General features: G+C 69.3%; 11 protein-coding genes. 8 read left to right on the top strand and 3 right to left on the bottom strand.

Features of this window, described 5'->3' with window-relative positions:
• From VNS22_RS02630 to rpmG, 3 genes are all read left to right on the top strand, one after another.
• Positions 1–826, top strand: an 826-nt coding sequence (locus VNS22_RS02630) for an RNB domain-containing ribonuclease (protein WP_325729327.1), incomplete at its 5' end; no start/stop codon positions are given.
• Entirely contained in the window at positions 789–1,976 is a 1,188-nt protein-coding gene (locus VNS22_RS02625; RefSeq protein ID WP_325729325.1) for an MFS transporter, read from the top strand. The genes VNS22_RS02630 and VNS22_RS02625, both read left to right, overlap by 38 nt.
• A 63-nt stretch (positions 1,977–2,039) precedes the next feature.
• Positions 2,040–2,207, top strand: coding sequence for a 50S ribosomal protein L33 (gene rpmG / locus VNS22_RS02620; protein ID WP_159716472.1), 168 nt, complete (start codon positions 2,040–2,042; stop codon positions 2,205–2,207).
• A gap of 54 nt (positions 2,208–2,261) precedes the next feature.
• Here the strand turns inward: rpmG and VNS22_RS02615 are convergent, their stop codons facing one another.
• Positions 2,262–2,825 carry a hypothetical protein gene (locus VNS22_RS02615; RefSeq protein ID WP_325729320.1) on the bottom strand — a complete coding sequence of 188 codons (564 nt, stop codon included), beginning with the start codon at positions 2,823–2,825 and terminating at the stop codon, positions 2,262–2,264.
• Positions 2,826–3,146: 321 nt separating this feature from the next.
• Positions 3,147–5,048 (bottom strand): propionyl-CoA synthetase, encoded by a 1,902-nt coding sequence (locus VNS22_RS02610; protein ID WP_325729318.1) that lies wholly within the window; start codon positions 5,046–5,048, stop codon positions 3,147–3,149.
• 97 nt (positions 5,049–5,145) lie between these two features.
• Here VNS22_RS02610 and VNS22_RS02605 point away from each other — a divergent pair, with 97 nt between their 5' ends.
• Positions 5,146–6,738 carry a 5-guanidino-2-oxopentanoate decarboxylase gene (locus VNS22_RS02605; RefSeq protein WP_325729316.1) on the top strand — a complete coding sequence of 531 codons (1,593 nt, stop codon included), beginning with the start codon at positions 5,146–5,148 and terminating at the stop codon, positions 6,736–6,738.
• 133 nt (positions 6,739–6,871) lie between these two features.
• Here VNS22_RS02605 and VNS22_RS02600 read toward each other — a convergent pair whose 3' ends face one another.
• The gene (locus tag VNS22_RS02600) at positions 6,872–7,876 is read right to left on the bottom strand and encodes an NAD-dependent epimerase/dehydratase family protein (RefSeq protein ID WP_325729314.1); all 1,005 of its coding nucleotides are present in this window, start codon (positions 7,874–7,876) and stop codon (positions 6,872–6,874) included.
• A gap of 346 nt (positions 7,877–8,222) precedes the next feature.
• Between VNS22_RS02600 and VNS22_RS02595 the strand changes: the two genes are divergently transcribed.
• Genes VNS22_RS02595 through VNS22_RS02580 form a run of 4 tightly spaced genes read left to right on the top strand, consistent with a single transcriptional unit; the run spans position 8,223 to position 13,304 of the window.
• A complete protein-coding gene (locus VNS22_RS02595) occupies positions 8,223–9,068 on the top strand; it encodes a hypothetical protein (RefSeq protein WP_325729313.1) in 846 nt (281 codons plus the stop codon).
• Entirely contained in the window at positions 9,065–10,285 is a 1,221-nt protein-coding gene (locus VNS22_RS02590; protein ID WP_325729311.1) for a glycosyltransferase family 4 protein, read from the top strand. Before VNS22_RS02595 ends, VNS22_RS02590 begins: the two co-directional genes overlap by 4 nt.
• Complete coding sequence (gene asnB / locus VNS22_RS02585; RefSeq protein ID WP_325729309.1) at positions 10,261–12,144, top strand: asparagine synthase (glutamine-hydrolyzing); 1,884 nt, start codon at positions 10,261–10,263, stop codon at positions 12,142–12,144. Before VNS22_RS02590 ends, asnB begins: the two co-directional genes overlap by 25 nt.
• Positions 12,141–13,304: an FAD-dependent oxidoreductase gene (locus VNS22_RS02580; protein WP_325729307.1), complete on the top strand. Its 1,164-nt coding sequence runs from the start codon at positions 12,141–12,143 to the stop codon at positions 13,302–13,304. Before asnB ends, VNS22_RS02580 begins: the two co-directional genes overlap by 4 nt.
• Positions 13,305–14,271 lie beyond the last annotated feature (967 nt).

Genomic DNA, 14,271 nt, shown 5'->3' with positions numbered 1-14,271 from the left:
CGACAAGCCGGACGCGCTCAAGCTGGCAGCACTTGCCGACTATCTGCGCGAGCTGGGCCTGCCCTGGGGCAAGAACGTCAGCAAGCCCGGCGACTTCACCCGGCTGATCGGCCGGATCGAGGACGAGGCGTCGCGCCAGATCGTTTCCCAGCTGGTCCTGCGCTCGCAGGCCCAGGCCGTCTATCACCCCGACAATATCGGCCATTTCGGCCTGAACCTGCGCCGCTACGCGCATTTCACCTCGCCGATCCGCCGCTATTCTGACCTGGTCGTCCACCGCTCGCTGATCAGCGCGCTGGGGCTGGGCGAAGGCGGGCTCGACCGCTTCGACGAGGGCGAGGCGCTCTACGAATTGGGCTCGCACCTCTCCTCGACCGAGCGCCGCGCCATGGTCGCGGAGCGCACTGCCTACGAGCGCTTCGTCGCCTTGTTCATGCAGGATCAGGTGGGTGCCCGGTTCGAGGCGATGGTGGCCTCGGTGCAGCGCTTCGGCCTGTTCGTGTCCCTGCTCGACAGCGGTGCGGAAGGTCTGGTTCATGTCGGCGGGCTCGGGCGCGACGACTGGATGCACGACGAGGCGCGCCATGCCCTGGTCGGCCGCTTCTCCGGCGAGGTCTATGCGCTGGGCGACCGGGTGACCGTGGAGCTGGAGGAGATCGACCATCTGGGCGGCAAGATCGCCTTCCGCCTGGTCGAGCACCAGCCGGGCCCTGCCAGCGTGGCGGCGGCCAGGGAATGGGCCAGCGGCAAGAAGCGCCGCTCCGGGCTGACAGGGAGGAAGACTGGCCGTGGCACGGGTGGAAGCAAGGGGCGCCGTCGCTTCTGACCTGCCGCTGCGCATCCTGGCCCTGGTCATGGCGACCGCGACCCTGGTCGGCATCGTCCTGTCCACGAGCCAGCCGCTGCTCTCCCTGGTCCTGGACCGCCACGGCGTCCCGGCGGGGCTGATCGGCCTGAACGCGTCAGCCGGCGGGTTCGGCGTGTTCCTGGTCATCCCGTTCCTGCCCCGCCTGCTGGCCTTGGGTGCGAGCCGTGCGATGCTGCTGGGCCTGGCCATCGCCGGCCTCACCTTCCTGGTCCTGCCGCTCCGGATCGACCTCTGGCTGTGGTTCGCGCTCCGCCTCGTGCAGAGCATCGGCCTGGCGCTGCTGTTCATCATGAGCGAATCGGCGGTCAACGCGCTGGTGACCGAGGAGCGGCGCGGCCGGGTGATGGGGCTCTACGGCACGCTGTTCAGCGTCGGCTACACCGCCGGACCCGGCCTGATCGTGCTGCTCGGCAGCGACGGCTACCTGCCGTTCGCGACCTGTGCCGCCATCCTGGCCGCAGGCGGGGTCCTCACCTTGTTCCTGGCGCCGATCGACGGCCTGCTGCGCGGCGGTGCCCACCATGGCGTCGACGTACTGGGCAAGCTGCGCGCGACCCCGTTCGTGTTCGCCACCGCCTTCGTGTTCTCCTTGCTAGAGACCGGGCACTTCGCGCTCCTGGTGCTCTGGGGCCTGGCCGGCGGTGCGGTGGAGCAGGAGGCCGGGCTGATGGTGATGGTCCTGATCGCCGGCAACATCCTGTTTCAGTACCCGGTGGGCTGGATCGGCGACCGGATCGGCCGGGTGCGCACGATCGTGCTCACGGCCCTGGCCGCAGCGTTGGGGCACGGCCTGATGAACACGAGCCTGGCAGCCGGCTGGCCCATCTGGCCCGTCCTGCTGCTCACCGGTGGTGCCATCGGCAGCCTCTATTCCTGCGGCCTGTCCCTGCTCGGCCGAAGCTATGGCCGCGACCACATCGCCGCGGCCAACACCACCTACATCATGACGATCCAGATCGGCATCACGGTCGGCCCGCTCCTGGGCGGCACCGCCATGCAGCTGGGGGGTGCGTGGACGATGCCATGGGTGCTGGGGGCAGCCGCCCTCACCCTGGCGCTGGCCCGCCTGGACGTGCTCGCACGGGGGCGGCAGGGCCGCGAAGGTTGACAAACCCCGCCGATTGCCGCTAGGTCCGCGCCCGTTCCGGAACATTTTGCTCGGAGAAGGCCTGTGGCCAAGGCCGCGACCGTACTGATCAAGCTCGTCAGCACTGCTGGCACGGGCTACTTCTACACCACGAAGAAGAACACCCGCAGCACCACCGACAAGCTGTCGTTCAAGAAGTACGACCCGAAGGTGCGCAAGCACGTCGAGTTCAAAGAATCCAAGATCAAGTGACCAACGGGCGCCTCAAGCGCCCGTTCGTCTGTTCAGCGTCGCCCAGATACCGATCTAGCGGCTGACCTTGATCGAGCTGGACAGCATTGCTGCTTCCCGCTCCCCCATGATGTCCCCGGCATCGCGGCATTCGACGGCAGTGATCAGGGCGGACGTGTGCACTCCCGCCCGTCCGGCCGTGTCGCCGCTGCGCTGGATGGCCACGCAGGCGAGCGGCATCCCTTCCATGGTCGTGGTGAACTGGGCCCACTCGACCTGCGGAAAGCTGTTCGCCAGGGTTCCCTGCCCCGTCACCTGGCCGCCCGTGCCGATCTGCTGGGCCATGCTGGTGATCGGGCCGGCCCGGTAATAGGTGTCGCCGGAGCCGCGGCCGTACCAGACCATGACGATTCCGTCCTGGCCGGTGAAGTAGGCGCTTTCGGTGCGTGCGTTCACGCCGCTCTCCACCCGCTGATGATGCTGGCCCGTCACGCCCGGATAACGCGGGTGATCCAGGGTAACGGCGGCCCGCTCCGCGGGAATCTGCTGGCCGGGCCCGCTCGGCGGCGGCATGCAGGCGGCGAGTGCCAGGGTGGTGGACAGGCTCAGGACAGCGAGGGACACGGACAGTCGCGGCATGGGAACCTCCGCCCCGTGACGGGGACTCTGACTATCCGTCCCCGCCCGTCCAGCCTCATGTCAAGCGTCACCCCGATCGGCAGGCGGAAGACTTGCGGCAGTTGTGGACTACCAGCGTCGTGAATAGTCGCGGCTGAACATGAGCCGCTGACTTGCCAGTCTTTCTTCTTCCCGTGCCCGGTGTTTGGACCGGTCATCCATGAATGGTCGAGAAAAGCCGCATGGCCGGGTCGAGCCCGGCCATGACTGGACAGGAAGTCGGCAAGCCATCGCCAGATGCATACATTCGGGCAGGTGGCAGTTGCCGGTTCATGGCGAGTTTCAGGCAGCCGGCTGCGCGTAGCCCAGTTCCTGCAGGGCGGCGCGGATGTCGTCCAGCGTCGACGGGTCCTCGATCGTGGGCGGCATCGTCCACTCCTTGCCGTCGGCAATCTTCTTGATGGTGCCGCGCAGGATCTTGCCCGAGCGAGTCTTGGGCAGCTTGCGCACCACCTTGGCCAGCTTGAACGCGGCCACCGGCCCGATCTCGCTGCGCACCATGGCTACGACCTCCTGCTCGACCTGGGCCTGTGGCGTCTCGATGCCGGCCTTGAGCACCAGCAGGCCCAGGGGCAGTTCGCCTTTCAACCGGTCGGCCACGCCCACCACGGCGCATTCCGCCACGGCCGAATGTGCTGCCAGCACTTCCTCGATCTGGCCGGTCGACAGGCGGTGTCCGGCGACGTTGATCACGTCGTCGATCCGGCCCATCACGAACAGGTAGCCGTCCTCGTCGCGGTGGCCGGCATCGCCGGTCAGGTAGTAGCCGGGATGGCGGCTCAGATAGTTCTGGCGGAACCGCTCCTCGCTGCCCCACAGCGTGTTCAGGCAGGCGGGCGGCAGCGGCAGGCGGATGCAGATGTCGCCCTGCTGCCCGGCTGGCACTTCATGGCCGGCTTCGTCCAGGATGCGCACGTCATAGCCGGGTGCCGGCAGGGTCGGCGAGCCGGGTTTCACCGGCAGATGCTCGATGCCGAGAAAATTGGCGGCGATCGCCCAGCCGGTCTCGGTCTGCCACCAGTGGTCGATGACCGGCACGCGCAGATTCTGCTCGGCCCAGCGCAATGTCTCCGGATCGCAGCGCTCGCCGGCCAGGAACAGGGCACGCAGGCCGGACAGGTCGTGGCGGTGCATCAGCACCGCATCCGGATCCTCGCGGCGGATCGCCCGGAACGCGGTGGGCGCGGTGAACATCACCTTCACCCCGTGCTCCGCGATCACCCGCCAGAACGCCCCCGCATCGGGCGTGCCGACCGGCTTGCCCTCGTAGATCACGGTCGTGCTGCCGTTCAGCAGCGGCGCGTAGACGATGTAGCTGTGCCCGACCACCCAGCCGACGTCCGACGCGGTCCAGAACACCTCCCCCGGCTGGACGCCGTAGATGTGGCGCATCGACCAGAGCAGGGCCGTGGCGTGGCCGCCGTTGTCGCGCACGATGCCCTTGGGCAGGCCGGTCGTGCCGGAGGTGTAGAGGATGTAGAGCGGGTCGGTGGCGGCGACCGGGACGCAGGGGGCCGGCTCGGCATGGGCCATGGCCTCCGCCCAGTCCAGGTCGCGACCAGGCTCGAGCCGCGCTTCGACCTGCGGGCGCTGCAGGACGATGCAGCGCTCCGGCCGATGACTGGTCCTGGCCAGCGCGTCGTCGACCAGCGGCTTGTAGGGCACCAGCCGGCCGGGCTCGATGCCGCAGGAAGCGCAGACGATCACTTTGGGCATGGCGTCGTCGATCCGGGTCGCCAGCTCCTTGGCGGCAAACCCGCCGAACACCACCGAATGGACGGCACCGATCCTGGCACAGGCCAGCATCGCGATCGCCGCCTCGGGGATCATCGGCATGTAGACGATCACCCGGTCGCCCTTCTCCACCCCCTGGGCCCGCAGCACCCCGGCAAAGCGCGCCACCTGGTCCTGGAGCTCGGCATAGGTGAGCCGGCGGGTCGTGCCGGTCACCGGGCTGTCGTGGATGATCGCGACCTGGTCCCCGCGGCCGGCCGCGACGTGCCGGTCCACGGCATTGTGGCAGGTGTTCAGGACCCCGCCCTCGAACCAGCGATAGCGCGGCGGCTCGTCGAAGTTCAGGACCCGGTCCCACGGCCGGTCCCAGTGCAGCGCCCGGGCCGCCAGGGCCCAGAATCCTTCCGGATCGGCCAGCGAATGCTCATGGATCGCCCGATAGCTGCTCATTTCCCTCCCCCTTGCCAGCACCGATCGCTGCCAGATGCGGTTGCCGCGCCGACCGGCACGGGGGCACGATAGGCGCACAGCCAGGAAGGATCACGCCTTGAACAATGCTCCCAGTACCGCCGAAGCGCTGATCGAGGGCCTCATCGCCTATGGCGTCGACACGGTGTTCGGCATTCCGGGCGTCCATACCCTCCAGCTCTACGATGCCATGGCACGCGCGAAGATTCGCCATGTCGGCATCCGCCACGAGCAGGCCGGCGTGTTCATGGCGGACGGCTATGCGCGCGCCACCGGCAAGCCGGGTGTCGCCTGCCTGATCACCGGCCCCGGCCTGCTCAATGCCGCCACCGCGATCGGCCAGGCCTATTCGGACAGCGTGCCGGTGCTGGTGCTGACCACGCTGAACCCGATGGACGGCGGCGGCCTCAGCCGCGGCCGGCTGCACGAGATCGGCGACCAGCGCGCCACGGTGGCGCCGATCACCCGGCTGACCCGGACGATCCACTCGCCCGAGGAGGTCGACGAGGCCCTGGCCGCCTGCTTTCGTCATTTCACCCTGGAGCGCCCGCGCCCGATCGTCCTGCAGGTGCCGCTGGATGTGGCCGAGCGCCGGGGTGGGCTGGCGCCGGCCGCGCGGCGCCCGGCAGCCCGGCCGCATCCCGATCCGACCCAGGTGCAGGAGGCGGCAGCGCTGATCGCCGGGGCACAGCGGCCGATCGCGATCTTCGGCGGCGGCTGCGTCGACGCGGCGGCGGCGGCAGTGAGCTTCGTCGAGAGGACCGGTGCCATCGCGTTCACCACGATCGCCGGCAAGGGCGTGCTGCCCCAGGACCACCCGAACAATGCGGGTGCGCTGCTGACCTCCAAGGAGATCCACGCACTGCTGGGCAAGGCCGACGTGCTGATCGCGATCGGCACCGAGCTCGCCGAGAACGACATCTGGGCCGACCGGCTGGAGATCCCGGGCAAGATCATCCGGATCGACCTCGACCCCGACCAGCTCGACCGCGACTTCCCAGCCGAGATCGCGATCCTGGCCGATGCCGGCGCCACCATGACGGCACTGGCCAAGGCCCTGCCGGCCCCGCGCCCGGCGCCCGCCCAGCGGGTGGCGGCACTGCGCGAGGCGCACCACGCTGCCGCCACGCCCCTGGAGCGCAAGCACGAGCGGGTCCTGGCCGCGCTGCGCGCTGCCCTGCCGGACGACGGCATGGTGTTCAGCGACATGACGATGATCGCCTACAGCGGCAACAGCCGCTATCCGACCAGCCGGCCGCGCACCTGGTTCCATCCGGCGGGCTTCGGCACGCTCGGCTACGCCCTGCCGGCGGCGATCGGCGCCAGGCTCGCCTGCCCCGGCACGCCGGTGGTGGCGCTGATCGGCGATGGCGGCATCCAGTTCACGCTGGCCGAGCTCGGCACTGCGCGTGAGCAGAACCTCGCTCTGCCGATCCTGCTCTGGAACAACCGCTCGCTCGGCCAGATCGCGCTCGGCATGCGCCAGCGCGGGATCGAGGAGCTGGCGGTGCATCCCTTCACCCCGGACTTCGCCGCGATCGCCGCCGCCTATGGCTGCCGCCACGTCCGACCGGGCTCTGGCGCCGAGCTCACCGCCGCCCTGAACGGGGCGTTCGCCGCCAGCGGCCCGACCGTGATCGAGGTAAGCCAGGACGATCCCTGGCTGGGCTAGCAGGCTCCCGTCCGCTTCCCGGATGACGGAGGTCACAGCGCCGCCTTCCCCGACCGGGCACCCGTCGGGCAGAATTACCAAAAATCGGGAACGGCGGATGGCGGGGAAGAGCGGTGGCGGAACGGGGCCGGGCCTAGCGGATCAGGCCCTGCTGGAAGTACCAGTCCGCCGTCCGGCCCAGGCCCTCGCGCAGGTCGACGGTCGGCCGGTAGCCGACCAGGCGCTCGGCCTTGGCGCTGGTGAACGCCCTGGACTTGGTGAAGAAGTCGGTGCGGCGACGGTGCAGCGGCGGCTCGATGCCGAACGGCCGGCAGACCGCCTCGCAGGCGGCCGCCGCCAGCAGCAGCGGCCCGATCGGCAGGCGCCCCTTGGGTGGCGGCACCTTCACGGCCTCGGCGGTCAGCGCCACCAGCTCGTTCAGCGTGGTGTAGCGGGCGCCGGTCAGGATGAAGGTCTCGCCCAGCGCGGCGGGATGAGTGCCGAGCAGCACGATGCCGCGCGCCAGGTCCTCGACATAGGTCAGGTGATAGAGGATCTCGCCCGAACCGAACATGCGGAACTTGCGCTCGCGGATGGTCTTGAAGAGCTTGAGGAAGCGTGTGTCGCGCGGCCCGTAGATCCCGGCCGGGCGGAAGCAGGCGCCGGCCATGCCCTTCTGCAGATAGGCCTGGAACAGCTTCTCCCCCTCGACCTTGCTCTCCTGGTAGACGTCGCCCGGTGCGAACGGCGCGTTCTCGTCGGCAACACCGGTCACGTCGCCATGCACACCCACCGTGCTGCAGTGGACGACGCGGGCACCATTCTGCAGCGCCGCCTCGAACAGATGGCCGGTACCGGTGACGTTGACGTCGAAATAGACGGAGTCGGCGAAGCGCGCCTCGCGATAGAGCGCGCCGATATGGTAGACATGGCTGGTACCTTCCACGGCCCGGCGGAGGCTGGCCGCATCCCGCAGATCGCCTTCGGCGAGTTCCACGCCGGTGGCGGCCAGTTCCTGCGCGGCGGGTGCCGCAGGGTCCCGTACCAATGCCCGTACCGGCACGCCCTGCGCCCGCAGCTCCTTGGCCACGTACCAGCCAGTGAAGCCCGTGGCTCCGGTGACCAGGGCGCGGATGGGCGTCCGGTTGGTTTCGGTCATCGAAGCTGGCTCCCGCGGGATGGGCAAGGGGGACGGGCACCGGGCGAGCCCGGCTGCTTGTTGCGCGCTAGGTACACGAGCCGGGAGCGCGCGCAAGCACAGCCCGGGACCACTGGGAAGTGTGTCACTTTCCAGTGAGCTTTATCAAATCTTGGGGATTTATAGGCTAGATGTTGTTCACCTCAGCCGTGGGCCGGGTCCGGTGCTCGATCCGGAATGAGCGTTTCTAATGTGATGGGTTAGGGAAGGTTGGGCAGATGGACTGGCCAGCATAATGCGAACATCGACTTGCAATGGCCTTCCGCATCCGTCACATCCCTGGCCTGGGTACGGCCGGATACTGGAAATGTCGGACAGGGCGACCACCGCTGACGAGCGGAACGAGAACCGGCTGGGCGCCGCACCGGCCGGCATGGTTCAGCGCGTCCTGGTCGACGCCCATGTACATCTCTACCCCTGCTTTGACCGGGGTGGCTTCCTGCAAGCGGCGGCGGAACATGCGCGGGTGGCGGGTGCCGTACTGCCCTGGCTCCTGTTCACCGAGACCGCCCGTGACTTCGCCTTCCGTGCGCTGGCCGAGGATCCTCCTGCCGGCTGGGCGGCCGAGCGCCATCCGGACAGGCGGACCTTAACGCTCGCCAGCACCGCCGGACAGCAGGTCATGGTCACCGCGGGCCGGCAGATCCAGACCGTCGAGGGGCTGGAACTCCTGGCTCTCGGCAGCGACGAGCTCATCCCCGACGGCACGCCGCTCCGGGAGGCCTTCCGGCTGGCGCTGGAGGCACAGGCACTGCCGGTGGTGCCATGGGGTTTTGGCAAGTGGGTGGGGCGGCGCGGCCGGATACTGGCGGCGTTCCTGGCCAGTCCCGATGCTCACCAGCTGTTTCTGGGCGACAATGGCGGACGGCCCTGGTTCTGGCCGACGCCGCGCATGTTCGCCAAGGTCGACACTGCCGGCCGGCGCGTGCTGCCCGGCAGCGACCCATTGCCGTTCCCTGCCCATCAGGCCCGCGCCGGCAGCTATGGTCTCCTCATCGACGCGCCGGTCGATCATGATCGGCCATTCGAGCAACTCGTGTCGCGTCTTATCAACAAGAGCTTTCCCGCATCACCCTTCGGCCAGCTGGCCGGCGGCCTGACATTCCTGCGCGACCAAGCGACGATGCAGATGATTAAGAGGACTCGCCGATGATTCGTCCGCGAGCGCTCGTGGTAGCGCCTCAGCCGTTTTTCACGCCGCGCGGCACGCCCTTTTCGGTATACTACCGCACCTTGGTGACCGCCGAGGAAGGATTCGACGTCGACTTGCTGTGCTATGGCCGCGGCGACGATGTCGATCTGCCCAATGTCCGCATCTACCGAATTCCGGAAATGGCCTTTCTCGGCCCGGTCAAGATCGGCCCCTCGCCGCTCAAGCTGTTCTTCGACGTATTCATGGTGCTGTGGACGCTGTTCCTCCTGTGCACCCGCCGCTACCAGTTCGTGCATGCCCACGAGGAGAGCGTGTTCTTCCTGCGCTTCCTCAAGCCGCTGTTCGGCTTCCGGCTGATCTACGACATGCACTCGAGCCTGCCCGAGCAGCTCCGCAACTACAAGTTCACCGAATCGCGCACGATCATCGGCATCTTCGAGTGGCTGGAGCGCACCTGCCTGAAGAACGCCGACGCGGTGATCACCATCTGCCCCGAGCTGGCGCGCTATGCCGAGCCGCTGGTGCCCGAGCGTGGCCGCCACGTGCTGATCGAGAACTCGATCTTCGACCCGGTGCGCCTGACCGGCGCAAAGGAGGATCAGGCGCGTGCGCAGCTGGTTCCCTTGCCTGCGGATCGCAAGCTCGTGGTCTATGCCGGGACGCTGGAAGCCTATCAGGGCATCGAGATCCTCCTGGGCGGCTTCGCCCGGGCCTTCCCGAAGGTGCCGGACGCGCTGCTCCTGATCGCGGGTGGCACGCCGGACCAGGTGGCCACCTATCAGGAGATGGCGGCGGAGCTCGGGATCGGTGACCAGGTGGTGTTCACCGGTCGGGTGCCGCAGGCGACGGCGAAGGAATATATCCGCCGCGCCCATGTGCTGGTGTCGCCGCGCAGTACCGGGATCAACACGCCGCTCAAGATCTACGAGCAGCTGGCCAGCGGCGTGCCCCTGGTCGCGACCAACATCCTGTCGCACACCCAGGTCCTGGACGAGAGCGTGTGCTTCCTGACCGATCCGGAGCCTGCCGCGTTCGGCGAGGCGCTGGTCACCGCGATCGCCGACGAGGGGGCCAGGGCCAGCGTGAGCGAGGGGGCGAGGCGCCGCTATGCCGACGTCTACAGCCGCCCGGTCTACGTGGCGAAGATGCGCCGCGTCCTCGACATGGTCTGCCCGGAGCGAAGCAGAGCGGTATGTGTGGAATCACGGGCGTCCTGACCCTGCCGGGCGGAGACCGCCCGGATCCTTCCCTGCTCGCCCGGATGACCGACACGATCCTGCACCGCGGGCCGGACGGCCAGGGCCATCATGTCGACCCGCCGGTGCTGATGGGCATGCGCCGCCTGTCGATCATCGACGTGGCCGGCGGTGACCAGCCGATCGGCAACGAGGACGGCAGCGTCCAGGTCGTGTTCAACGGCGAGATCTACAATTACCGCGAGCTGCGCGCGGAGCTGGAGCGGCAGGGCCACCGGTTCCGCACCGCCTCCGACACCGAGGTGCTGGTTCACCTCTACGAGCAGCATGGCGACGACTTCCCGAAATACCTGAACGGGATGTTCGCCTTCGCGCTGCACGACCGCACCCGGCAGCGTGTGCTGCTGGCACGCGACCAGATCGGCATCAAGCCCCTGTTCGTGGCGAGGCTCCCGGGCCAACTGGTGTTCGGCTCGGAAATCAAGGCGCTCCTGGCCAGCGGCCTCGTCCCGCGCGAACTCGACCATGACGCGCTGGCCGAGTTCATGTGCTGGGAATACGTGCCGGCACCACGCACCCTGTTCCGGGCGGTGCGCAAGCTGGAGCCGGGCTGCACGCTGGCCGTCGACCTGCGCACCGGCGAGATCGTCGAGCGCCGCTTCTTCGACCTGCCGCCGGCCGATGCGGTGGAGCAGCACGACGAGCGCACCTGGGCGGACCGGCTGGACGCCGTGCTCGGGCAGGCGGTGCGCCGGCAGATGGTGGCCGACGTGCCGCTCGGCGCCCTGCTGTCCGGCGGCGTCGACAGCTCGATGGTCGTGGCCAAGATGGGCCGGGACGCGCTGACCTTCTCGATCGGCTTCGACGATGCCTCCTATGACGAGCTGCCGCATGCGCGGCGGGTCGCAGAGGCGCTGGGCGTACGCCACGAGGTCGAGGTCATCCGGCCGGACGTGCGCACGCTGTTCGACCATCTCATGCAGTTCATGGACGACCCGATCGCGGACTTCTCGATCTTCCCGACCTACCTGGTTTCCCGCCTCGCGCGCCGGCACGTGACCGTGGCGCTCAGCGGCGACGGCGGCGACGAACTGTTCGGCGGCTACGACACCTATGTGGCCCAGGGCATGGCCAGGCGCTGGCAGCGCCTGCCGGCCGCACTGCGCAGCGGCGTGGTGGCGCCGATCCTGGACCGCATCCCGCCGCGCCCGCAGAAGAAGGGGCTGATCAACAAGGCCAAACGCTTCGTGGAAGGGGCCCGGCTCGACCCGGCGCTGGGCCATGCCCGCTGGCGGCTGTTCCTGGAGAGCGCCCTGCGGTCCCGCCTGTTCACCGGCGCGATGGCGGAGCGCCAGACCCAGCAGCCCGAGGCCCACATCCACCGCTACATGGAAGAGGCCGAGGGCCGCGACCCGGTCGACCGGGCGCTGCATGTCGACATGAAGTCCTACCTGGTCGACAACTGCCTGGTGAAGGTCGACCGGATGTCGATGGCCAACTCGCTCGAGGTGCGGGTGCCGCTGCTTGACCTCGAGGTGGTCGACCTGGCCTTCCGGATGCCGTCCTCGCTCAAGCTCCGCGACGGCGAGACCAAGCCGCTCCTCAAGCAGGTCACCGCCCGGCACGTGCCGCGCGAGAGCGTGTACCGGACCAAGCAGGGCTTCTCCATCCCGATCAAGCACTGGCTGAACGACACGTTCCGCGAGCTGACCGACGAGCTGCTCGCACCGGAGCGGCTGCGCGCCGACGGGTTGTTCCAGGCCGGCACGGTCGAGGCGCTCTTGGCCGAGCACCGGGCGAACCGCGCCAACCACAGCCACATCATCTGGGCGATGCTGGTCTTCCAGGACTGGCAGCGCCGCTGGGGCGTGAGCCTTTGAGCCTTGGCAGTGGAGAGCGCTTCGACCTCGTGGTGATCGGCGGCGGGGTGGCCGGGCTGTGCCTGGCCTACGAGGCGGCACGGGCCGGCCGGCGGGTGGTGCTCCTGGAACGCGAGGCGACACTCGCCGCGCGCACCTCGGCCAACTGGTTCCGGATCCTGCATGGCGGGCTGCGCTACCTGCAGTCCCTGGACCTGGTCCGGCACCGCGAATCGGTCCTGGCCCGGCGGGAATGGCTGCGCGACTTCCCGGACCTGATCGAGCCCCTGCCCTGCCTGATGCCGCTGGTCGGCCGCGGGCTGAAGCGGCCATGGGCGTTCCGGGCAGCCTTCGCCCTGGATGCGGCCCTGGCGCGCGGCCGTAACCGGGGCCTGCGCCCCGACCGGCACCTGGCCGCCGGCCGGGTGCTGGCGGCAGCCGAGCTGCGCCGCCTCCTGCCCCCTTTCGACCGGCCCGGCCTGGAGGGTGCGGCGCTGTGGGAAGACGCGGTGGCCCGCGATGCGCCGGCCCTGGCGGCCGCCCTGGCCAAGCGGGCGCAGGCCGCGGGTGCCGAGCTGCGGACCGGGGTCACGGTGGCGGAGATCCTGGTCGAGGGCGGCCGGGTCATGGGTGTGCGTACCGCCGACGGCGCCCGCGTCCTGGCGGCAGTGGTGGTCAACGCCACCGGGCCCTGGAGCGACCTGACCCTCGCCCACCTGCCTTCCATCCGCCGTCGCGACCTGTTCCGGCCCTCGCTCGCCTTCAACCTGGTGCTGGACCGCCCGCCCCCGTTCGACGGCGCGCTCGCCGTGCAGGCCAGCCGGCCGAACGCGCCGATCCTGTTCGTGTATCCGCTGAATGGCCGGATCTTCGCCGGGACCTGGCATGCCGCCTGGCGGGACGGCCCGGACCAGGTGGAGCCACCCGCCGCCGCGATCGCCGCGTTTATCGCCGATCTCGCCGATGCGATGCCCTGGCTCGACCTGCGCGAGGACGCGGTCCACGCCGTGCATGCCGGGCTACTGCCGGTGAGCCGTCCTGGCTCGACCAACCTCACCGGCCGTCCGCTGATCGTCGATCATGGCCGGGAAGGCGGCCCCGCCGGCCTGCATTCCATCGCAGCGATCAAGTTTACGACCGCTCCCATGCTGGCACGCAAGATCCTGGCCCGGATCAGGTGACGGCTTCGGCCACCCCTGCCGGCAGAACCGCCCTGCTCGATCGGGCTCATCGCAGGCGCCGCCCGGCTGCGACGAGAGGATGGCCCAGACGATCCGAGGCACCATGTGACGCCGCGGCCCGCCTGACGGCGATCTTCCTCGGCGCTGCCGGTTTGCTGCCGCTGTCCCACGATGGAAGCGGCTACGGCGAACGAACGTGGCGCCCGACCTCTTCTCGGCCTTCGCTGTCCAGGAGCCGGAAACCACCTGTCTGCCGTCCATGACCCGGGTGGCGTAGGCGAGGCGTGCCGGCCGCACAGGCAACGTGTGTTGCGGCCGCCAGATGCGGCGGCACTGCCAGTGCGAGACCACCGAGGGTTTGAACCCGCATCGGGCTGGTGCGCAGCAATGCCCGGCCATTGCCCGCCGCGCAGACGCGAATCGGCTGCACCGACAGCCCGCACCACGCTTGGCATGCTGCATGGGCGTTGCCCGCGACGGCATCGGCGATCCGTTGCCAGGAGCAATTCCGGCTGCTGGGTGGCTTCCTTCCCGAAGGCATAACCTGCCTGCTCATGGGATGGAGCGCCGGCGACAGACGTCGGGCTCTCGAGGACTGTCGACAGCATTGCCGTCACCGTTGCGCATGCCGCACGGGCTGCGACGCAGCGTCCCCGCCGGGCAGCGATGGACGCGCTCGACCGCGGCGCGATCCAGCATGATGGCGTCGACGCCCTGAGGTCCGATCGGCATCATGACGGGCCAGTCCGGGCGTGAGGCACCGAGAGTACGTGAGTGCGGGCGCCTCGGCCGGATCGGCCTGACCGGGATCATCCGGCGGCGTTCGCGCAGGGCCTGTCCCTGCCGACCACATCGTGGCCAAGGCGACCGGCAAGGCGAGTGCGGCGGTAGAGGCGAAACGGCCGCACGTCACGCGGCTGACGACGATCCGGGCATCGACATGGTGGTCGCATCGGGGTCATGGCGC

Source organism: Geminicoccus sp., assembly GCF_035556675.1.
GTDB lineage: Bacteria > Pseudomonadota > Alphaproteobacteria > Geminicoccales > Geminicoccaceae > Geminicoccus.
This window is presented reverse-complemented; position numbering and strand designations above follow the sequence as displayed.